Genomic DNA, 21,791 nt, shown 5'->3' with positions numbered 1-21,791 from the left:
AAGGTGTTCACGCTGAACATCCCTTTTCCGGTTGGCTCCGTTGTTCTGGACGCGAACCTCTTGCCCCTCACCCCAGGGGCTTTTTTCGTTCAGGAACGTCGAAAAGCGCGATAAACGGTAAAACGCTGATTCTCCCGCAATCGTTCAACCGGGCCGATACAGCGCTTCATCAATGGCTCGTAGGGCAGAAAACTGTTCGCCACCAGGCGCACCTCACCACCCGGCGCCAGATGGCGCACTACCTCCCGAAGAAAACGCTCAGTCATCGACAGGTCTGTTCTGACACCAGAGTGAAAGGGTGGATTACTGAGAATAACGGGCCATGAACCCTCGATGCCCGGAAGGCCGTCCGAAGCCATGATCCGCCCGGAAACGCCATTGCGCTCATAGGTGGCCCTTGCACAGATAACGGCCTGGGACTGAACATCAATCCCGTCGATCGTCAGCCGGGGAAGGTCCTGCCGCTCTTGCCAGCGATGGAGCCAGGCACCGAGGACACCCGCACCACAGGCAAAATCCAGAACCGGGCCAGACCGCAGAGGCGCCCTGTCCAGCGTTTCCATCAGCAAGCGGGTACCGTCGTCCAGCTCACCAAGACTGAAAATACCGGGCAGTCCGGCAACATCCAGATGAACCGACTGGCAGTCAATCCCGGTCCAGGTCATCCACTCCCGAAGCGAGAATTCTGGAAGAGGTTCGATATTCTCAGCACACCAGACCTGGCAATGCCGGGCGCTATCGGTCTTGGTAGCCTGCGGCGCCACGGCCTTGAGTTGTTTCACGGCCCCGGCAATGCCTTCTTTCTTCTCACCTACCAGCACCAGTCGAGCGCGGGGTGCTGCCAGCCAGCGTGCCAGGGCAAGACGCAGGTCAAGCTCCGCCCGGGCCTTGGGAAGAAAAACCACGAGTGTGTCAAAGGTATCGGCAGCCAGAGCAGGATCGTCGTAGCCAAAACAGATCTGCCAGCCGTCGCGCCCGCTGAGTGAGGCACACACACCGGCATGCTCACTCATTGCCATACCGCCAGCGGGCAAATCCGTCAGCAGCTCACCAGCGGATACGCCCAAAAGGGCCAGCCTCCCCTGCACAAGGTGGCGGTTTCGCAACAGGACTTCATGGGAATTGGGCAATGACATTGATGGGCTTATCCCGAGTGGGTAGTTCAAAGACGGGATATGCTAACCGGAATGAGCCCTCGCGTCTCCCTTGAAAGACGGAGACCGGAGGGCCTTCAGAGAGGAAATACCATCAAATCTTCAATCACTTGTAACGGGCAACCGTTCCAACCCTCAGGGCGTCCTCCGGTGACATACCCCAGTCCTCAGCCTGACCGGCATCAGACGATTTCCGCCCCCGACCCCGTGACTCCGCGCTGGCCGTGGCATCTTTCCTCTGGTTCAGAACTGTCAGGGCTTTTTGCATCAATTCTTTCATGGTCACACTCCTCGCTTACTGCAGTATCTACTCTAGCAAAGCAGGAGGTGACCAACTGTGATGACGCCGAGGGTCAGGAAGTGACGCCCTTCACGAATTTTTGACGCAATTTTACATTCTTCACTGCATGATTTTCTGGCGTCCAGAGCGTACCGGCCTCTGAACCAGCTCATCGATGCTGTTCTGCCGTACCCGCTCACGATCTTCCTCGCAGGCTACCGACAACCCCATATCCCGCAGAACCCCATCCGAGACATCGTAGACAAAGCCATGAACCGTGAGCGGCTGACCCCGCCGCCAGGCTTCCTGAACAATGCTGTTCTGGCAAACATGCCCCACCTGCTCAACCACGTTGAGTTCGCACAGACGGTCGACCCGATCCTGAACGCCCGGCAGGGCATCGAGTACTTGCTGATGCCGGTCACGGACATCCTGAACGTGTCGAAGCCAGTTGCTGATCAGTCCAAATCCTTCATTGAGCAATGCCGCCCTGACGCCGCCACAGCCATAGTGGCCAACCACCAGGACATGTTTGACCTTCAATACTTCGATGGCGAACTGCAGTACCGACAGACAGTTAAAATCCGTGTGGACAACCACGTTGGCCACGTTCCGGTGAACAAAAAGCTCCCCCGGCAGAAGATCGACGATCTGGTTGGCGGGCACGCGGCTGTCTGCGCAACCAATCCACAGGTATTCCGGTGCCTGCTGATTCGACAGGCGGGTAAAAAACTGCGGATCCTGGGCCTTGATACCGTCTGCCCAGGCCCGGTTTTTTTCCAGAAGATGGTCAAGCTGACCCATTATCCCACTCCGTTTGATGATTCCCGTCCGGCGATTGAACGGGAATACGCATCCCAAAGCAATACTCAGTTGGTCTGCACTTCCACCTCCGCATGAGGCTGATGCATGGTGCTCTGGGCCAGATCCAGCAACTCACGCAGGGCCACAGAGAACATGGCGTACTCCGGCTCCCGCACACCCTTGAGCTCGGAAAGCATGGATTTCCAGCGGTCGATCATCTGCTGATGGCGGGACAGCCACGCCTCCACGCAGGCCGGCACGTCTTCCGGCTTGTCTGCCAGCTTCAAGACACCGGTGGTTAGCGCCCGCTGCTGCCAGTCGAGATCTTCCCGGAAACTTTCCCGGGCCAGGGCCTGCCAGTGTGAGCCGGGCTGCAGCGATGCAATGGCGCTCGCGAACCAGTTCAGATCCAGGCGGTCACCCAGCTCATAGTAGAGATTGGCCACCGTCTTCAGTGGCATGCCAGAGGCTTCGTGGGCCTCGATGATACCCAGAGACGAGTACAGGTGGCCGGTACCCGAAACCACGGACGCCAGCTCTGATGGCAGCCCGGCATCCACCAGAGCCTGATGCCGTTTCTCCCAGGTGGTTTTCGCCTGATCACCAAGATACTCGGGCAGCCCCGCTGTAATCGCCCAGACGCTGTCGGCAAAGCGCTCCATGTGGTGCTGAATGCTCAGCTCCGCCCGACGGTTGCGTAACAGCCAGCGCACCGAACGGCGCATCAGGCGCATCAGGTCCTGCATCAGCTCCATCTGTAGCTGGGCTGAGACATGGAAATCCAGGGCTTCAATCCTGTCCCACCAGTTATCAATGCGGAACACGTCACGGGCGATAATCCAGGCCAGAGCAATAGAGGCGGCATCGGCCCCCGTAGACTGGTTCAAACGCTCCACAAAGGTAATCCCCATGTGGTTGACCATGTCATTGGCAATCTGTGTCGCGATGATTTCACGCCGCAGCTGATGCTCTCCCAGCTCCTTCGAGAATTTCTGGGTCAGATCCCTGGGAAACACCTTGTACATTTCACCGGCCAGCAGGGGATCGTCAGGCAGGGTGCTGTCGATCAAGGTCTGCTTCAGGTCGCCCTTCACATAGGAAATGAGAACCGACAGTTCCGGCCGGGTCAGCCCTTTCTTGTCCAGCTTGCGCTCGGACAGGGTCTCGTCATCGGGCAGGAACTCCAGGGCACGGTTGAGCTTGCCCTCGCTCTCAAAGGTATTCATCAGCCGGCGATACTCTTCCAGCCGGGTCGCTGCATCCTCGCTGGCAATACTGATGGCCTGGGTCTGCCGGTAGTTGTTCTTGAGCACCAACTCCGCGACGTCATCGGTCATCTCCTCAAGCATGATGTTGCGCTGCTTGTTAGTGAGATCACCCATGGCAACGGCCCGGTTGAGCAGGATCTTCATGTTGACCTCGTGGTCAGAACAATCCACACCGCCGGAGTTGTCGATAAAGTCCGTGTTCAGGCGTCCGCCCTTGAGCGCAAATTCAATGCGACCGAGCTGGGTAAGCCCAAGGTTGCCGCCCTCACCGACCACCTTGCAGCGAAGATCCGAACCGTTGATCCGCAGACCGTCGTTGGCCTTGTCGCCCACATCACTGTGGGATTCACTGGCGGCCTTCACATAGGTGCCAATGCCACCGACCCAGAGCAGGTCGACCTGGGCCTTGAGGATGTGCGAGATCAGCATGTTTGGTGGCACCCGATCCGATTTGATACCCAGCAGTTTCTTCATTTCCGGGCTGACCGGGATAGATTTTGAATTCCGGCTGAAAACCCCGCCTCCCTTGGAAATCAGCTTGCTGTCGTAATCGGTCCAGGCGGATCGCGGAAGTCCGAACAGACGCATCCGTTCCTTGTAGCTCTTCTCCGGATCCGGTGAAGGGTCGACAAAGATATGCACGTGGTTGAAAGCAGCGACCAGCTTGGTCTTCTCTGAGCACAACATGCCATTGCCGAAGACATCACCACCCATGTCGCCAATGCCGATGGCGGTGAACTCGTCCAGCCCGGGGTTGATGCCCATTTCCCGGAAATGCCGCTCTACAGAGACCCAGGCACCCCGGGCCGTGATGCCCATTTTCTTGTGGTCGTAACCATTGCTTCCGCCGGAGGCGAAGGCATCGCCCATCCAGAAACCGTATTCCGCGGCCAGACCATTGGCGATGTCCGAGAAGGTTGCCGTACCCTTGTCAGCCGCCACAACCAGGTAATGATCGTCGTCGTCATGACGGATCACCCGTTCCGGCGGCGCAATGCCGGCATCCACCAGATTGTCGGTGATATCCAGCAACCCCCGGATAAATGTCTTATAGGCTTCGATGCCCTCGGCCTGGAAAGCTTCCCTGTCCGACGGATCCGGCAGGCGCTTGGCCACAAAGCCACCTTTGGCGCCGACCGGCACGATAACCGCATTCTTGACCTGCTGGGCCTTGACCAGCCCCAGAATCTCGGTGCGGTAATCCTCAAACCGATCTGACCAGCGCAAGCCGCCGCGGGCGACCTTGCCACCCCGCAGGTGTACGCCTTCGACGCGCGGCGAGTACACGAAAATCTCGAACATTGGCATGGGCAATGGCATGTCCGGAATCCGGGATGGATCAAACTTCACGCTGATGTAGGGCTTGGGACCACCGGACTCGCAATGCTGGTAGTAGTTGGTACGCAGGGTCGCCTGGATCAATTCCAGGTAGAGCCGAAGCACCCGGTCCTCACTGAGGTTCTCCACATTTTCGAGGCCGGCATTGAATTCGATTTCCAGTTTCTGCTGGGCCGCCTGGCTCTTCCCGGGGCTCTGGTAACGCTCCGGATTGAAACGTATTTCGAAAAATTCCAGCAACAGGCGGGTCAGTTCAACGTGGTTCACCAGCGTGTTGGAGATAAAGGTCTGACTGTTGGAAAAGCGTATCTGGCGCATATACCGGGCGTAGGTCCGCAACAGCGCGATTTCCCGCCAGCTCATGTAGGAAGAGAGCAGCATCCGGTTGAAGGCGTCGTTTTCCGCTTCTCCGTACCACACCCGGCGGAACAGCTCCTCAAAGATCGGACGGATACGATGAATATCGACAACAGTCCCCTGGTGAGCCTGGAGCGTGAAGTCGTGAATCCACACCGTTTTGTTGTGCCGGTCGATGACCTCGAAGGGATGTTCGCCGATAACCCGGAAGCCGAGGTTGTCGAAGATCGGCATCACATCGGAAAGCGGCAACGGTTCGTCCGGGTAGAAAAGCTTGAAATGCAGCGTGCTCTCGTCTTCTTCCAGAGCCCGGTAGAAGCTCATGGCAAGGTCATGATTGTTCGCCGATGAAGCGATATGCTCCAGGTCGATCGCCGCTCGCCTGGGCGAGAACATATCGGTGTAGCTGGCCGGAAAACCGCCCGCCCACAAGCGATAGAGCTCATTGCCCTGCTCTTCGCCCCAGGCCTCACTCAGGGCTTCAGACAACCCATCACGCCAGGACTGGGCAAGCTCGATAACCTTTTCCCGGATCTCCGCCGTGGGCAGTTGGCGGTTCTCGACCTGGGGTACCCGGATGGTGAACTGGACCCGCGCAAGGACCGACTCGGAAAAGTGGGTGACAAACTCGACGTCTTCCGCTCCCAACCGGTCAACCAGCACCTGCTCGACTTTCAGCCGTAGTTCGGTGTTGTAGATGTCCCTCGGAAAGAACGCCAGACAGGTAACGAACTGCCCATAAACGTCTTCCCGCAGGAACAATTCGATCCGGCGACGCTCCTGGATGTACAGGATACTTTTGGCCACCTTGAGCAGTTCATCCTGCTCGATCTGGAACAGTTCGTCCCGGGGATACACTGTCAGGATCTGTTCGAGTTCTTTACCGGCGTAGTCGTCACGCAGAAAACCGGACCGTTTCATCACGCTCTGGAATTTACGGCGCAGCAGGGGAATCTCGTCCGGCCGCTCGTTATAGACGCGGGCGGTGTAAAGGCCCAGGAACCGCCGCTCACCGACTACCTCGCCTTTGCTGTTGAATTTCTTGACTGCGATGTAGTCCGGGTAGGCGGGCCGATGCACCCGCGAGCGCTGGGCCGATTTGGCGAAGATGAAAATATCATCGCTTCGGGTCATCTCGTGGCGCGTGCGCTGCGGCAGTTCGTTCAGGCGAACCCGGTCCGGGCGCTCGTTATTGACCCGGAGGATACCCAGTTCGGAATTCTCTACCCGACGCACCACCATGCCACTCTTGTCCTTGGCAAAGTCGTACTCATCGTAGCCAAGGAACGTAAAATGGTCCCGGGCGAGCCATTCCAGAAACGCCCTGGCCTCTTCTTTCTGCTCCTCGTTAATGCCCGCCGTGGTGTTGTCCAGCTCACCGAGAATCTCGTTCACTTTCTCGGTAACTACCGGGAAGTCGCTGACAGCGATCCGCACCTCATGAAGCACGTTCTGCAGGGTATCTTCCAGATCACGGAGATCCTCGGGATTACTGTGCCGATCAATCTCGAGGACAATGAACGCCTCGTAGTCCGAACCGGAGGCTTTCTTTTTAGACGTGTGCAGCTTCTCGAGTTTGCCATTCTGGTCGCGGTTCACCTGCAGGATCGAGTGCTGGATAGAATGGGTACCGATCTCCCGGTGGTTGATCGCAATGCGCAGGGAATCGATCAGAAACGGAATGTTCGGATGCAGGATAAAAACAACGGTGTGGGTCGATTGCCAACCGTCACTCTCCAGGTCGGGGTTGAAAACAGCAACCGGAGTTTCCTCGGCAGACCGCTTCTGCAGAAACTGCCAGGCGGCCAGAACGGCGCCGTAGGTATCCGCAAATCGTCGACTGACCAACTCTTCAAGGGGAATATGAGCATAATGCTGCTTGGCAAATTCGCTGATTTTCTTGGCTTCGGTTTTGGAAATCTTCTTAGCGAAAGCGTCAGCCAACTGTTCAAAGAATTGATCCTTGCTGGCCACTGTCAGCGCATTCATGGTCGACCTCAGTTAGTGTGAAATAAACGTAATCGGCGTATCGTCACATAAGCATAGTCAAACCCTTGATTTTTGCCGGCCAGACGCCAAAACTTCGGCAACTACCTACGCACGATACGGGTTTCTCCGGAAAATCCTCAGATACAGAGAGCAGTCATTTCCAATGTCGCTACAGCATACGTTCGGTGAGTTACGGGAACAGTTAGCCAAACGGATAATCGGGCAGGAAAAACTGGTGGATCGTCTGCTGATCGCGCTTCTTGCCGACGGCCACCTGCTTGTAGAAGGCGCCCCGGGGCTGGCAAAAACCACGGCGATCAAGGCGCTTGCCGACCATCTGGAAGGCGACTTTCACAGAATCCAGTTTACGCCAGACCTGCTGCCCTCAGACGTTATGGGCAGTGAAATCTACCGCCCGGAAACCGGGCAGTTCGAATTCCAGCGCGGCCCCATCTTCCACAACCTGGTGCTTGCGGATGAAATCAACCGTGCGCCTGCCAAGGTGCAGTCTGCCCTTCTCGAGGCCATGGGTGAACGCCAGATCAGCGTCGGGATGCGCACGTTTCCGCTGGACCGGCTGTTCCTGGTGATGGCCACCCAGAATCCCATTGAGCAGGAAGGTACCTACCCGCTGCCCGAAGCCCAGCTGGACCGCTTTCTGATGCACGTGGTTATCCACTACCCGTCGGCGGAAGCGGAGAAGGCCATCCTGCAACTGGCCCGTAACGATTATCGTCACGGCCTTCCGAAAACGGACCTTCGCCTGACGCCAGACCAGGTGTTTGATGCCCGCGCGGAAGTCGCGAACATCTACATGGCGGAACCCGTAGAGCAATATTTGTTGGCCCTGGTGCTGGCAACCCGCGACCCGGCGGCACTGGACCCGGAACTGGCCCGGTGGACAGCCTTCGGCGCCAGCCCCCGTGGCACCATCGCCCTGGACCGCTGCGCCCGGGCGTTGGCCTGGCTAGACGGCCGGGATTACGTAACACCCGACGATGTCCGAGCCATGGCCTTCGATGTGCTACGACACCGCATCCTCCTCACGTTCGAAGCAGAGGCCGAAGGCATGACCGCTGACACGGTTATCGAACGGCTGATCGAACGTGTTCCGGTGAGCGCCTGAAGCCATCGACGGAAGCAAGACACGGGAGCCGTCAGGCATGGGCAACACCGACGCAATAACGCACATCGGCCTACCGGATCTGATCCGCCTGCAGGCAGACGCACGGGCACTGAAACTGCCCTCTGCCCGCCCGGTTCGGACGCGTCAGGCCGGCTTGCAGCGCTCGCCGCAACGCGGCCGGGGCATGGCGTTTGCCGAGGTACGGTTGTACCAGCCCGGGGACGACATCCGTAGCATCGACTGGCGGGTAACGGCGCGGCGTCAGGAGCCCCATACCAAGCTTTATGAGGAGGAACGGGAACGGCCCGTTCTTCTTCTTTGCGATCTCGGCCCAAGCCTGTTTTTTGCCAGTACCGGCGCCTTCAAGCAGGTTCGTTGCGCACAGATCGCCTCCATTCTGGCCTGGCTGGCACTCTGGTCGGGCGATCAGGTAGGTGGCATTGTCTTTAACGACGAGGCCCTGAGAGTGCTTCGCCCGGCGCGGCGGAAGAAATCAGTGCTGCGACTGCTGGATACTCTCGATGAACTGCAAAGAAGGGATAATCGAGGGCCGGAACAAAACGAGCCGTCCGGCCAGAGCCGCCTGGACATGGCACTGACCGAGGCTCGCAGGGTGGCCCATACCGGTAGCCGGATTTTCGTGATCAGCGATTTCCTGGATATCTCAGAGGAGACGGGCACCCTGCTCGGCGCGCTCGCCCGCCATAACGGCGTTAGCGCCCTGAGGATCGTGGATCCATTGGAAAAAGAGTTGCCGAAAAGCGGACGCTTTGCGGTGGCCGGCCCGGACGGACCGGTGTGGTTCGATGCCGGAAACCTCCGGTTCCAGAAGGCCTGGCACGAGAAAGTCACCAACCATGAACACCGGCTGGCAGAGTGTTTCCGTACCTCCGGCGTTACCATGGCAGAAGTGTCCACGGCGAATGACCCCGCAGCGACCCTCAAATTGCTGCTGGGACCCGGAGGCCGCATAGGATGAACCCGCAGGATCCACTCAGCCAGCTTCGGGACATTCACCTGCCTGAAACAGGGGGCCTCTGGCCTCCGGCGCCAGGTTGGTGGGTATTGGCCATTTTGCTCATTGCTGTGCTTGCTGCCCTGGTCTGGCTGTTTATCCGGCGGAGACAAAGAAACCGGTGGTTCCGCTCCGCTCGGGCCGAACTCGCCAGACTGGAACGATCAGCAGCCACGACCCCCGCGTGGTTCACACAACTGAACACCCTGCTGAAGCAGGCCGCCCGCGAGCGCTACCCGGAACAGCACCCGGAAGCGCTGACCGGCGATGCCTGGGTGGAATTCCTGTTAAAGACCGCCCCGAAGGACCGGGTTGCGTCCAGACCGGTCGCCGAAGCGCTGGTTCACAGTGCCTGGCGACCTGAGGTTTCAACCAAGCCGGCCGACGCCCTGGCGTTCGCCCGTTTGTGGCTGGGAGGTCAGAAATGCTGAATCTCGCCTGGCCCTGGGCTCTGGTTCTGGTGCTCTTGCCCCTGATTCTCAAATGGCGCAAGCCCGGAGCGCAATCGGTCGACGCGCCCGTGTTGCCGGTTGGCCACTGGCTGTCGGACCTGCCCGGTGTCAGTCGTCGTGGCAATGCCGTACCGCTCTGGCAGCAACTGTTGCTGTTCCTGATGTGGACGCTTCTGGTGGTTGCTCTGGCACGGCCGCAGCATGTGGGCGAGCAGGTCCAGATGCCCGTTTCCGGCCGGGATCTCATGCTGGTCGTCGACATCTCCCCCAGCATGGATGAACAGGATATGGTCCTTCAGGGCCGGAGTATTAATCGATTGCAGGCGGTCAAGCGCGTGCTTGATGACTTTATCTCCCGCCGCCAGGGTGACCGGTTAGGTCTGATCCTGTTCGGCACCGAGCCCTACGTACAGGCGCCGCTCACCTTCGATCTGGAGACGGTCAGAACCCTGATGCGTGAGGCGGGCCTTGGCATGGCCGGGCGCGCCACGGCCATTGGCGACGCCGTGGGCCTGGCAACGAAACGCCTGAGAAACCGGCCCCAGGATCAGCGCGTTGTGGTCCTGCTGACTGATGGCGCCAATACTGCGGGCGAAATCACCCCAGACAAAGCTACCGAAATCGCCGCGGCCGCCAGCATTCGCCTGTACACCATTGGTATTGGCGCCGAGTCCATGGTCCAGCGTGGGCTGCTGGGTTCGCGCCGGGTCAACCCATCCAGGGATCTGGACGAAAACCTGCTAACCCGCATGGCCCAGCAGACCGGCGGGGAGTATTTCCGGGCGCGCAGCCTGCCCGAGCTGGAGCTTATCTACGAGAGCATTGATCGACTGGAACCGATCGAGCTTGAAGGCAAGTTCTATCGGCCGGTAACCGAGCTCTATGTCTGGCCTGCCGGGCTCGCGGTCATTCTGTGGCTGGCGCTGTTCCTCGTCCGCCACGGGCGGGAACTTGTTGCTGAAACCCGCCGGAGCAAGGAGGAGGAAACGCATGTGGGCTGACTTCCATTTCCTGCGCCCGCTCTGGCTGCTGTTAATCCTGCTGATACCGATACTGTATCTTGCATTCCGGCAACTCCGCATGGGCGACAGCGGATGGTCCCGGCTTATTCCGGCCCGTCTGCTCTCGCCCCTGATTCGTCACAACGGTAGCTCGGGCCAGTCGAACAAGTCACCTCTGGTTCCGGCCTCTTTGGCCCTGATCATTCTGTCCCTGGCCCTGGCCGGACCGGCCTGGCGGGAGGCACCGACACCGCTGAAACAACCCGGCGACAGCCTCGTGATCGCACTGGACCTTTCACTGTCCATGCTGGCAACGGACGTGGAACCTGATCGACTGACCCGGGCCAAACGGAAGATCCGGGATATTCTCGAGCTTCGGGAAGGCAGCCTGACCGGCCTGCTCGTCTTTTCCGGCGATGCCCACGTGGTGACACCGCTGACCGATGATGGCCGTACGATTGAGGGCATGCTCAACGTGCTGGACCCGGTGATCATGCCGGCGACAGGCAACCGGGCCGATCTCGCCGTTGCCCGCGCAAAGGCATTGCTGGAACAAGGCGCACCGGGCGAAGGTCGCATCCTGTTAATCACCGACAGCATCAATGACGACTACGAAGGTACCATCCGGGACACGCTTTCCGGCACCGGATACGCGCTCAATACCCTGGTCGTCGGCACCGAGAACGGAGGCCCCATTCCCCTCGCCCGGCGCGGTTTCATACGGGAGAACGGCGACATTGTCATCAGTCGTGCTGAACCCGAAGCGCTGGCGGCACTCGCCCGCAGCAGCGGCGGCCAGAGCCATGAGCTGACCCTGGACGACAACGATATTGAAGCGCTCGACCTGAGCCCGCGGGACAGTGACGACTGGCAGGATTCCGAGGACGGCCTGACGGTCAATCGCTGGCAGGATGACGGTTACTGGTTGCTCTGGCTCGCGCTGCCGCTGGTTTTGATGGGTTGGCGCCGGGGGGCTCTCAGTGCGCTTGCTTTGATCCTGCTGCCGGTCTGGCCGCAGCCGGCAGCCGCCATAAGCTGGGAAGAGCTCTGGCAGAGGGAAGATCAGCGAGCTCCCGCCTTGATTCAGGACAACCCGGAATCAGCCGCCCGCCAGCTTGAAGACCCGGAATGGCGGGGCTCCGCCCTCTATCGTTCCGGCAAGTTCGACAGCGCCGCCGAAGCGTTTGCGCGCAAACAGGGTCCCCGTGCCAGTTACAACCGGGGCAATGCCCTGGCCCGTGCCGGAAAACTGGAAGAGGCCCTGGCTGCCTATGATGCGGCGCTGAACGCAGCGCCTGACATGGAAGACGCCCTTCACAACCGGAAAATTGTCGAGGAACTTCTGAATCAGGAACAGCAGAACCAGGACGGCAACCAGGATAACAACCAACAGGATTCCCGGAACTCCCAGGGCGACAGCAGTAATCAGCAACAAAACCGTCAGGGCCAGAACGGAAACAATGAAAGCGAGAATCCCGGCAGTCAGGGGAACAGTCAGCAGCAGAACCCGGAAAACAACGAGTCTTCTTCCGACACGAAGAATCAGCAAGGCGGCCAGACGGCTGAGCAGAATCAACAGCAGGCGGGCGAGCGCGGAGATCCCGAGCAGGCTTCCGGGGAGCAGGAAACCCCGTCCGGCCAGTCCCCGGCACCCGCCCCTATCTCTGAAACGCCGTTGACCCAGAGCCAGGAGCAGTGGCTCAGGCGCGTCCCTGACAATCCGGGCGGATTATTACAGCGCAAATTTCTGCAGCAGTATCAACAACGCCAGACTCCATCCGATGAGGGCGATACACCATGGTAAAACGGCTGATGATTCCCGCCGTCTGTCTGTTTCTTCTGACGGCACTCTGGCTGCCGGCCCAGGCACAACCCCATACACAGGCCCGGCAACTGACAGTCGAGCCGGACCGGACCCGCCTCTATGAGGGTGAGGTTCTGACCCTGACCGTAAAAGGCAGCATGGAGATAGACATCAATCTCGGCAACCTGTTCGACTTCGACATGTCGAGCCTGCCCAAGCCTGATATAGAGAAAGTGGAACCAGATTTTGAGATCCTGGCCCAGAACCAGCAGTACAGTATCCGCACCGTAAACAGTCAGATGGTGGGTGAAATCACCTGGACCTACCAGTTGGCACCGAAAACCACCGGCGAACTGACCATTCCTGCACTCACCTTCAAGGATGCTGTTTCGGAGCCGGTTACCGTGGAAGTCGTCGACGGCTCGCCGCCAGACCAGGCCGCGCCTGGAAGGGACAGCTTTATCGAGCTGTCCGCCGATAAGGATGAAGTCTATGTGCAGGAGCAACTGATCCTGACAGTACGGCTTTTCTTCAGGGGCAACCTCATTCGCGGCGAGCTGTCTGAGCCGACCCATCCCCATGTGATTATCGAATCCCTGGGCAGGCAGCAGGAATTTTCACGCTATCGCGACGGTGTGCGATACCGCGTGGTGGAGCGGCGCTACGCGATCTTCCCCCAACGACCGGGAACCTTGAAGCTGCCCCCCGTACGCTTCGAGGGACAGGCCAGAGATGCCTCTGGCAGCCTCCGTTTCCTGAGGGACAGTGAGGAGCTTTTTGAGGTGCCGGTCAAGGATGTCCCGGCCCAGTTCAGTGGCGATACCTGGCTGCCGGCAACAGGCTTGTCGCTTGAGGAGTCCGGGCTTCCTCCGTCACTGGAAGTCGCGACCGGCGAAAACATTACCCGAGAGATCAGGCTGACGGCGGCGGGCTTGCCCGGGGAGGCACTGCCACCCTTACCCGATACGGTCCCGGACGGACTGAGAAGTTACCCGGAAGAGCCAGAGAGGCAGACCGAAACAACGCCGGCAGGCCTGACCTCTTCGCTGAAGCAATCCGTGGCTCTGGTACCGGTTGAGGCGGGACAGATGACGTTGCCAGCCATTCGCATTTACTGGTGGGATACCGAAGCGGATCGGGAACGCGTTGCCGTCATCCCGGAAAAAACCCTGACGGTGACGGACCCGAATACCGTCGCCGCCGAACCGCCGCAACCCGCGAATGGAGAACCGGCCCCTGAACCGGACACGATTAGCCCGGAATCATCGACTGACCGGACAGCACCGGAGGCCGGGCCGTGGCAGTGGCTCACCCTGGCGTTCGGCATACTCTGGGCCGGAACCTTGATGGCATGGTGGTGGTCGCGCAAAGGCGCCAAGAACGCCCCCGCCTTTACTCAGCACAATGACGATGAAGATGTCGCCTTTGAGCACCTGATCACGGCCGTGAGAAGCGGTTCAGCCCAGACACCGGAGCTGCTGGTAGCATGGGCCAATCGGCACAGACCCGGCGAACACTTCCGTTCCGCGTCTGACGTTGTGCACCACTTCCAGGACGAGACCATGGCAACAGAGCTCGGCAAGCTCCAGGCCCGGTTCTTTGCGCCAGACCATGGCAACGAAGACTGGGATGGACGGCCACTGGCCCGGACTCTTGAGGCCATTCGGAAGCGAAAACAGACGCGGGCAAACGCCGATCTGCCTCCGCTTTATCCCGAGGGTCTCTCCTGAGGATCAGTCAATCAGTTGCTGATCGATCACAACCGCTACCGGCGCTTCCTGGCTCTCGTTAACGGCTACAGGAACGTCGGTGCTGCCCTGCCAGTCTCCTGCCTGGGCGGCCACATTGCCGGAACGACTGAGACGGGCGGTTACAACCACCTCGTCAACACTGGAAATGGTAGCCTGCGGTGACATGGCGTACCGGTCGTCCAGCCGGATCTCCACCGGCAACTGATCTGCCGTCAGCCGGGCTACTGCCAGAGGCGGGCCCTGCTGGACATTGGGCTGGCGAGCAAACAGGAACAGAGTGGTATCTGCAGGCACCTGATTCTGGAAATCCTCGGAAAGCGTTACCCGAACGGTAACCCCAGCACCAGAGGTTTCGGCTGCAGCCACCTGTGCCGGTGGTTCCTCGCCGAGACGCGTGTAGGCTTCACGAATACCTTCCCGAATGGAGCCAATCTGGGGGTGGTCGGGTGCTACGGTTTCGATTCGCTCCCAGTACTCGATGGCTTCCCGATAGTTCTGCTGGCTGAAGGCGTTGATCCCCAGCAAACCGAGGGCATTCACTTCATCCGGGTTCAGCTCACGGGCCTGCTCAATGGCCGCCGTAACCTCTTTCGTCATGGCGCCCTGGCTCCCGAAGAACAACGCCTGGGCAGACAGACCATAAGCAACGGCTCGCGCCCGACTATCGTCATTAACACTGCCGGCCAGTTGCCGGAACGCCCAGGCTGCATCGTCGAAGCGTTCCAGACGCATGTAGGTGCGTCCCAGCATTGCCCAGCCGTCCGGATTATCCGGGCTGGCTTCCAGCCGTTCCCGGAGCTGCCCTGAGAGCTCGGTCATCTGGGCCTGCCTCGATCCTTCGGTGGTTCCCATTTCCTGCATGGTAATGAACTGTTCAACCCGGTCCATCGCGCCCCAGCGCTCATACAGATAAACCGTGGCAGCCGGGATCAGTAGAATCGAGACCAGGGCCACTGCCATGGCACTCCTGCGGCCACTGATCACGGGCCTCACCTGGTCCTGCTCCGGAACGTCATCGAGCATGCTTCCCGCAAGCTCCTCCTTGAGTTGCCGGTAATTTTCGTCGTCCAGAATACCGGCCTCGTATTCATTGTCGAGCTCCTTCATCCTGGAGCGATAGGCCATCAGATTCTGGTTTTTCAGGTCCGTCTGCTTCCTCGTGCCGAGCCGATGGAAAAAGACGGGGTACAAGACAAACAACAGGGCAAGAACAATCAGTACCGTTGCGGCAATCCAGAAAGTGTCAGTCATGGAGTTTCAGTCACAGGTTCAGAATTAAGAATGAGGTTGCGGCCAGGACATGCCGGAAAGTGCCGGCTTCAGGAGGATCTTTCCTGCTCTGCCAGCATTTTGTCGACACGGGCTTTCTCTTCAGTGCTCAACGCCGGGCCTGACGGCCCCGCTCGCCGGGAACGAATCACCACACCGGCGACCACCAGAAACCCGCCGAACACCGCAATCGCAGGTGTCGCCCAGAGCAGGAATGTCCGGCTGTCCAGCTCGGGTTTGTAGCGAACAAACTCACCGAACCTGCCAACGAGAGACTCAACGATTTCCTCGTTGCTGGCGCCGTCTTTCATCATCCGGTAGACCGCATCGCGCATATCCTTGGAGATAGGCGCGTTGGAATCGGCGATGTTCTGGTTCTGGCATTTCGGGCAGCGTAATTCCGCGATCAGGTTTTGGTAACGCTGCTCCTGAGCCCGATCCGAAAAATCGTATACGTCGGCCACCTCGGCTGCAGCGGCACCGGAAAGCAGAAGCACCAACATCAAATAAACGATCCGGACCATCAGCCATTCCCCTGAGCGTCATTGAACACAGGCAGCAGCGTTTGTTCCCAGACCGCCTTATTGACCACACCCACATGGCGATAGCGAACCACGCCTTCGGCATCAATCACGAAGGTTTCCGGCGCGCCGTATACCCCCAGATCAAACCCGAGTGTGCCCCGGGGGTCATAGATGATTTTCCGGTAAGGGTCGCCCAAACGGTCAAGCCACAACAGCGCATCCTCGCGGTTGTCCTTGTAGTTGAGACCAATGATGTTGACGCCTTTCTCTTCGGCCAGCCACATCAGGTCGTCGTGCTCGTCCTTGCAGGCGGGGCACCAAGTGCCCCAGACATTCAGCAGAGTGACCTGGCCACGAAACAGGCTCTGATCGAGCACGACATCAGCGTTGTGCAAATCTTTCAGACTGAACTCTGGCACCGGTTTGCCAACCAGAGCCGATTCCAGTTTGGTCGGATCCTTGCCGATACCCGCGAACAGCACGACACCAACAACAAGGGCAATCAGCAGTGGCAGAAAGAGCAGGAACCGCTTCATGAGGTAACTCCAGCGGACGTCGCAGAACCTGGCTCAGGCGCGACAGTATCGGTCTGCACCTTCGTGTCAGCTCCCTCCCGGATGCGGTAGCGGCGATCAGCGATAGCCAGGAAGCCGCCGGCTGCCATAAACAGCGAGCCCAGCCAGAGCCAGCGAACAAGCGGCTTGTATTGCAGCCGGATGGCCCAAGCCTCGTCGGTGATGCGCTCACCAATGGCCACGAAGATGTCCCGGAACAGACCGGCGTCGATATCGGCCTCGGTCATGACGCTCATCCCCACGGAGTATTGGCGCTTCTCGGGATGAAGCACGGAAACACGCTCGCCATCCAACATGACATCGAAGGTGCCATATTGAGCCGTAAAGTTAGCGCCCTGGCGCGCGCCGATATCCCTGAATACAAAATGATAATCGCCGACGGTCGCGACATCGCCCGGCACCATGCGAACATCACGCTCAATGCCGTAGTTGGAAACCACCGTAGCCCCCGCCATGGTAATGGCCAGGCCCAGATGCCCGAGCACCATGCCGTAATAGCTGCGGGACTGCCGCTTGAGGCCGTGCAGACGGCCTTTTCGGGACGATGATTTTTCCCAGAGATCCCAGAAAGTAGCAACGGTTACCCACATGGCAGAAAACACGCCGAGGAAAGCCCAGGGCTTGAATCCACCATAGCCGATCAGGACCGCCGTGGTGGCAACGATGCTGATTGCCAAGGGCCACAGCAGTTTGCGCGCCAGCCAGCCACCATCGGTTTTCTTCCAGCGGGAGAAGATACCAGCGCCCAGCAACAGGCCCGTTGCGACGGCCAGTGGGCTGAACGTCAGATTGAAGAACGGTTCACCGATCGACAGTTTGCCCAGTTCCAGATAATCAAGAACCAGCGGATACAGTGTGCCGACCACCACCAGAATCGTGGCGGAAACCAACAGTACGTTGTTAAGAAGCAGGAAAACCTCTCGGGAAAACGAGCCGTAGCGCGACCGGACGTGAACCACCGGCGCCCGGAACGCATAGAGCGCCAGGCTTGCGATCACCGTTACTGCCAGCAGGCCCAGCAGGAAGGTGCCCCGCTCCGGGTCCGCCGCAAAAGAATGCACAGAGGTGAGCACGCCGGAACGGACCAGGAAAGCGCCCAGCAGACTTAGTGAAAAGGTGACAATGGCAAGCAGTACGGTCCAGCTCTTGAACACGCCGCGCTTCTCGGTAACGGCCAGCGAGTGCATGAGTGCAGTCCCCGACAACCAGGGCAGCAACGATGCATTTTCGACCGGATCCCAGAACCACCAGCCGCCCCAGCCCAGCTCGTAGTAGGCCCACCAGCTCCCGAGGGCGATACCCAGAGAGAGAAAGGCCCAGGCAACCGTGGTCCAGGGGCGCGACCAACGGGCCCAGGCGGCATCGAGGCGGCCATTGATCAGCGCAGCAATGGCAAAAGCGAAAGCAACGGCAAAGCCGACATAGCCCATGTAGAGCATCGGCGGATGCACGATCAGCCCGAAATCCTGGAGCAAGGGGTTCAGATCTGCGCCATCGGCGGGCACATTGGGCAACAAACGGTCGAACGGATTGGAGGTAATCACGATAAACAGTAGGAAGCCGACGCAGACCATGCCCAGCACCGAGAGCACCTGGGAGATCATCACCGCCGGCAGGCGACGGCTGAAAATAGCGACCGCCAACGTCCAGCCCGCCAGCATCAGTATCCAGAGTAGCAGCGAGCCCTCGTGACCGCCCCAAACAGCGCTGAACTTGTAATACCAGGGCAACAGGCTGTTACTGTTATTGGCCACATAGGCCACCGAAAAGTCGTCAGTCACGAAGGCATGGGTCAAGACGGCAAAAGCAAGCCCCACGAAGACAAACACGCCGGACGCCAGCGGCCTGGCGAACGCCTGAAGATTGTTTCTGCCGGTCAAAGAACCGGCCAAAGGGACTACGGATAGAAGCACTGCCAACAACAGTGCGAGAATCAGTGCAAGCTGTCCGAGTTCGGGATACATTAAAGGCCTCCAGAAACCAGGCTGTTAGATAAATCGGTTAGTAGGACACGGTTTCCGCACTGCCACTGGCTGCATGCCGACCCTTCGAGGCCTTCTCCAGCGCATCCGCGACTTCCGGCGGCATATAGTTTTCATCGTGCTTGGCCAGCACTTGATCGGCCACAAAGCGGCCACTTTCATTCAGCCTGCCCATGGCAACCACACCCTGCCCCTCGGCAAACAGATCCGGAAGGATACCGGTGTACTGAACCGGCACAGACGCGTTGAAGTCGGTCACCTTGAACTCAACCATCAGGCTGTCCGGATCACGCAGAACCGAGCCCTCCTCGACCATACCACCGGCCCGGATTCTGACATCCACCGGCGCTTCGCCGGCGGAAATCTGGGTGGGGTCGTAGAACAGATTGATGTTCTGTCGCAGCGCATAGGTGGTCAGACCCACAGCGATGGCCAGCCCCACCAGCAGGAACAGGACAATAGTCAGTCGCTTTTTTCGGATTGGATGCATCAGCTATCTGCCTTTCAGTCTTGGGAAACCTTGACGCGGGTGAAGGATGCTGCCGAAGCCGGGGCAGCCTGCTGGTCCTTCCGCCCGGCCTGGAACTCGTACCCTCGACGGCAGGCCTCAATGGCCGCTTTGCGACGGCGCAGGGACCAGACCATCAGGCCAATCATCAGCAGGAAAAACGCAGCGTAACAGGACCACACATAGGGCCCGTGGCCTTCCATCACCATAAATGCCGAAAAGGAATCAAACGCCATACTTCAGACCCTCCCGGCCAACACGTAATCTTTAACCCAGCGCGTTCTCTGTTCGCGTAACAGAATCTCTGTCTGCATACGCAGACAGGCGAGCCAGCCAAACAGCAGATAAAGCCCCAACACGGACAGGAGCAACGGCACCCACATTTCCGCCGGCATGGACGGCTTCTCCGTCAGTTTGAACGTCGACGGCTGATGTAGCGTATTCCACCATTCAACGGAGTACTGGATAATCGGTATATTTACCACCCCGACCAGCACAAGCACGGCTACCGCCCGTGCCGCAGATTTTTCATCATTGATCGCCCTGTCCAGGGCAATTACGCCACCATACAGGAACAGCAGGATCAGCATTGATGTCAGGCGGGCATCCCATACCCACCAGGTTCCCCAGGTAGGCTTACCCCAGACAGCGCCGGTAAACAGGGAAAGAAAGGTAAGTACCAGGCCCACCGGCGCAACCGACTTTACAAACACGTCGGCCAGTTTCATGCGCCAGACGAGAGTGACAACACCTGCCACAGCCATCATTACGTACACCGATTGGGCGAGAAAGGCCGTGGGCACGTGAATAAAAATAATGCGGTAGCTATTACCCTGGAGGTAATCCTTGGGCGCAAAGGCCAGCCCCCATACAATGCCTGCCATCAACAGCAGGATACCGCCCGCCAGGAGCCAGGGCATCAGCCGGGCCGCAATCCCGAAGAACCATTTGGGAGAACCCAGCTTGTGAAAAAATTGCCACATCAGATGGTTACCGTCCTACCGTTACCTTGTTTTACCCGTTGAACAGGCTGATACGCAGCGCCGCTGCCGATGCAAAGGGTGCCAGGGTCAGTGCCAGCACCAGAAACGCGCCCATCAGGGCCAGATAGGCTCCCGCGGGAGCGCCCTCTGCGGCCGAAGCCACCGTACCTGTTCCGAAAATCAGGACGGGAATGTACAGCGGAATGATCAACAGGGACAAGAGCACCCCTGCCGACCGTAATCCAAGCGTCAGCGCCGCGCCGATTGACCCGATCAGACTCAGCACCGGTGTACCGATCAGCAGCGTTAGACACAAAACTCCGATGGAGTTCCCGTCAAGATGGACCATTACGCCCAAAACCGGCGTTAGTACCACCAGCGGCAAGCCTGTTAACACCCAGTGCGCCGCTGTTTTCGCCAGTACCAGCAGAAACAGGGGCTGGGGCTGAAGCACAAGTTGCTCGAGCGTGCCGTCGTCAAAATCATGGCGAAACAGGTGGTCCAGCGACAACAACACCGATAGCAACGCCGCTACCCACAGGATACCGGCCCCGGCCTCCCGCAGAAATGACACTTCCGGGCTAACCCCCAGGGGAAAAAGGGTTACGACCATGACAAAAAACAACAGCGGATTGAGCAGATCCTGGCGCTGCCGGAAGGCCACCTTCATATCCCGGGCAAACACGGTCTGCATTGCCGCCAGCGCACCGACGGTGTCTTGCCGCAAAGTCAGTGCCGGCCTGCAATCAGCATTCATCGGTCGACCCTCCGCCCAACACAATGCGTTGCATACCGGGCAATCTGAGATCGTGATGGGTCGTCACTACCACCGCACCTCCCTCGGCAGCCCGTTGTTGAAGCAGCTGTTCAATGGCGCTGACACCGCTGGCATCAATGGCGGTAAAAACCTCATCCAGCAGCCAGAGCGGCTCGTCGGCAATCAACAGGCGCGCCAGGGCAACCCGTCTTTGCTGTCCCGCCGAAAGATTGCGACAGGGCACATCCTGGAACCCGGTCAATCCGGTGCCATCAAGCGCCTGACGCAGAACGGGATCTGGCAGCGGCCGCCGCCCGGCCGTCAGTGCCCGGAGATTCTCCATCGGTGTCAGCAACGGCTTTATGCCAGGCCGGTGGCCAAGATACAGGGTATTGCGGAGGAATTCTTCCCGCTGGGCAGACCTGGACTTGCCGCACCAGAGCAGATTGCCGGACCAGGCGTCGTTCAGGCCGGCCAGCATTCGCAGCAGCGTGGTCTTGCCGGAGCCGTTCGGCCCCTCGACACGGGCGACCGTACCGGGCAGTATGGAGAACGACAGGTCACGGAACAGGATCCGTTCATCCCGCTCGCACTGCAGATCGACAGCCTGTAATAACGGCTCAGACATCAGGACCCCGTAACCAGGACGATGCGCGTGAAGACGGCATCGGGTGCATTCGTGACAGCGGCGACCATGAACATTGTTCGCGCATGACCTGCCGGCGCGGCGTATTATAACAAAAGCGCCGGCTGATTACTCTTGTCCAACATCAAATCAGTGACGATGAAACTACCCAACGGACAACAGCCCCCGACACCTCCAGCCCAGCCTGCAACACAGACGTCCCGGCCTT

General features: G+C 59.2%; 19 protein-coding genes. 6 read left to right on the top strand and 13 right to left on the bottom strand.

The window, feature by feature from the left end:
• Window positions 1-89: 89 nt before the first annotated feature.
• The 4 genes from MDHKLMBL_RS02210 to MDHKLMBL_RS02200 all read right to left on the bottom strand — a co-directional run bounded on the left by MDHKLMBL_RS02210 (window position 90) and on the right by MDHKLMBL_RS02200 (window position 7,190).
• A complete protein-coding gene (locus MDHKLMBL_RS02210; protein WP_008173127.1) occupies window positions 90-1,136 on the bottom strand; it encodes a methyltransferase in 1,047 nt (348 codons plus the stop codon).
• A gap of 124 nt (window positions 1,137-1,260) precedes the next feature.
• Window positions 1,261-1,434, bottom strand: coding sequence for a hypothetical protein (locus tag MDHKLMBL_RS20950; RefSeq protein WP_008173126.1), 174 nt, complete (start codon window positions 1,432-1,434; stop codon window positions 1,261-1,263).
• Between the two features lie 120 nt (window positions 1,435-1,554).
• Window positions 1,555-2,238 carry a carbonate dehydratase gene (gene can, locus MDHKLMBL_RS02205; protein WP_008173125.1) on the bottom strand — a complete coding sequence of 228 codons (684 nt, stop codon included), beginning with the start codon at window positions 2,236-2,238 and terminating at the stop codon, window positions 1,555-1,557.
• A gap of 65 nt (window positions 2,239-2,303) precedes the next feature.
• On the bottom strand, window positions 2,304-7,190 hold the full coding sequence (locus MDHKLMBL_RS02200; protein ID WP_104270022.1) for an NAD-glutamate dehydrogenase: 4,887 nt from the start codon (window positions 7,188-7,190) through the stop codon (window positions 2,304-2,306).
• A gap of 163 nt (window positions 7,191-7,353) precedes the next feature.
• On the opposite strand from MDHKLMBL_RS02200, the gene MDHKLMBL_RS02195 reads away from it, so the two are divergent.
• The 6 genes from MDHKLMBL_RS02195 to MDHKLMBL_RS02170 are packed head-to-tail and all read left to right on the top strand — an operon-like array spanning window position 7,354 to window position 14,318.
• Window positions 7,354-8,316 carry an AAA family ATPase gene (locus MDHKLMBL_RS02195; RefSeq protein WP_008173123.1) on the top strand — a complete coding sequence of 321 codons (963 nt, stop codon included), beginning with the start codon at window positions 7,354-7,356 and terminating at the stop codon, window positions 8,314-8,316.
• Between the two features lie 37 nt (window positions 8,317-8,353).
• On the top strand, window positions 8,354-9,295 hold the full coding sequence (locus MDHKLMBL_RS02190; RefSeq protein WP_008173122.1) for a DUF58 domain-containing protein: 942 nt from the start codon (window positions 8,354-8,356) through the stop codon (window positions 9,293-9,295).
• Window positions 9,292-9,762, top strand: a complete 471-nt coding sequence (locus tag MDHKLMBL_RS02185) for a DUF4381 domain-containing protein (protein WP_008173120.1) — start codon at window positions 9,292-9,294, stop codon at window positions 9,760-9,762. Before MDHKLMBL_RS02190 ends, MDHKLMBL_RS02185 begins: the two co-directional genes overlap by 4 nt.
• Window positions 9,756-10,784 (top strand): vWA domain-containing protein, encoded by a 1,029-nt coding sequence (locus MDHKLMBL_RS02180; protein WP_082220533.1) that lies wholly within the window; start codon window positions 9,756-9,758, stop codon window positions 10,782-10,784. The genes MDHKLMBL_RS02185 and MDHKLMBL_RS02180 overlap by 7 nt, the downstream gene beginning before the upstream one ends.
• Window positions 10,774-12,588: a VWA domain-containing protein gene (locus MDHKLMBL_RS02175; RefSeq protein ID WP_104270021.1), complete on the top strand. Its 1,815-nt coding sequence runs from the start codon at window positions 10,774-10,776 to the stop codon at window positions 12,586-12,588. Before MDHKLMBL_RS02180 ends, MDHKLMBL_RS02175 begins: the two co-directional genes overlap by 11 nt.
• A complete protein-coding gene (locus MDHKLMBL_RS02170; protein ID WP_053112440.1) occupies window positions 12,582-14,318 on the top strand; it encodes a BatD family protein in 1,737 nt (578 codons plus the stop codon). Before MDHKLMBL_RS02175 ends, MDHKLMBL_RS02170 begins: the two co-directional genes overlap by 7 nt.
• A 3-nt stretch (window positions 14,319-14,321) precedes the next feature.
• Here MDHKLMBL_RS02170 and ccmI read toward each other — a convergent pair whose 3' ends face one another.
• The 9 genes from ccmI to ccmA all read right to left on the bottom strand — a co-directional run bounded on the left by ccmI (window position 14,322) and on the right by ccmA (window position 21,565).
• A complete protein-coding gene (ccmI, locus tag MDHKLMBL_RS02165) occupies window positions 14,322-15,590 on the bottom strand; it encodes a c-type cytochrome biogenesis protein CcmI (protein ID WP_104270020.1) in 1,269 nt (422 codons plus the stop codon).
• A gap of 68 nt (window positions 15,591-15,658) precedes the next feature.
• The gene (locus MDHKLMBL_RS02160) at window positions 15,659-16,132 is read right to left on the bottom strand and encodes a cytochrome c-type biogenesis protein (protein ID WP_104270019.1); all 474 of its coding nucleotides are present in this window, start codon (window positions 16,130-16,132) and stop codon (window positions 15,659-15,661) included.
• The gene (locus MDHKLMBL_RS02155) at window positions 16,132-16,668 is read right to left on the bottom strand and encodes a DsbE family thiol:disulfide interchange protein (protein ID WP_008173107.1); all 537 of its coding nucleotides are present in this window, start codon (window positions 16,666-16,668) and stop codon (window positions 16,132-16,134) included. Before MDHKLMBL_RS02155 ends, MDHKLMBL_RS02160 begins: the two co-directional genes overlap by 1 nt.
• The gene (locus tag MDHKLMBL_RS02150; RefSeq protein ID WP_104270018.1) at window positions 16,665-18,671 is read right to left on the bottom strand and encodes a heme lyase CcmF/NrfE family subunit; all 2,007 of its coding nucleotides are present in this window, start codon (window positions 18,669-18,671) and stop codon (window positions 16,665-16,667) included. The genes MDHKLMBL_RS02155 and MDHKLMBL_RS02150 overlap by 4 nt, the downstream gene beginning before the upstream one ends.
• Before the next feature lie 37 nt (window positions 18,672-18,708).
• Window positions 18,709-19,179 (bottom strand): cytochrome c maturation protein CcmE, encoded by a 471-nt coding sequence (ccmE, locus tag MDHKLMBL_RS02145; protein WP_104270017.1) that lies wholly within the window; start codon window positions 19,177-19,179, stop codon window positions 18,709-18,711.
• A 14-nt stretch (window positions 19,180-19,193) separates the two neighbouring features.
• Complete coding sequence (gene ccmD, locus MDHKLMBL_RS02140) at window positions 19,194-19,433, bottom strand: heme exporter protein CcmD (RefSeq protein WP_014577599.1); 240 nt, start codon at window positions 19,431-19,433, stop codon at window positions 19,194-19,196.
• A gap of 3 nt (window positions 19,434-19,436) precedes the next feature.
• Window positions 19,437-20,180 carry a heme ABC transporter permease CcmC gene (gene ccmC, locus MDHKLMBL_RS02135; protein ID WP_062782295.1) on the bottom strand — a complete coding sequence of 248 codons (744 nt, stop codon included), beginning with the start codon at window positions 20,178-20,180 and terminating at the stop codon, window positions 19,437-19,439.
• Between the two features lie 31 nt (window positions 20,181-20,211).
• Window positions 20,212-20,937, bottom strand: a complete 726-nt coding sequence (gene ccmB, locus MDHKLMBL_RS02130; protein WP_008173102.1) for a heme exporter protein CcmB — start codon at window positions 20,935-20,937, stop codon at window positions 20,212-20,214.
• A complete protein-coding gene (gene ccmA, locus MDHKLMBL_RS02125; RefSeq protein ID WP_053112454.1) occupies window positions 20,927-21,565 on the bottom strand; it encodes a cytochrome c biogenesis heme-transporting ATPase CcmA in 639 nt (212 codons plus the stop codon). Before ccmA ends, ccmB begins: the two co-directional genes overlap by 11 nt.
• Window positions 21,566-21,791: the final 226 nt, after the last annotated feature.

Origin of the sequence: Marinobacter flavimaris (assembly GCF_002933295.1) — a bacterium.
Taxonomy (GTDB): Bacteria; Pseudomonadota; Gammaproteobacteria; order Pseudomonadales; family Oleiphilaceae; genus Marinobacter; species Marinobacter flavimaris.
Note: the sequence above shows the minus strand (reverse complement) of the source record. Positions and strands in the feature narration are given on the sequence as shown.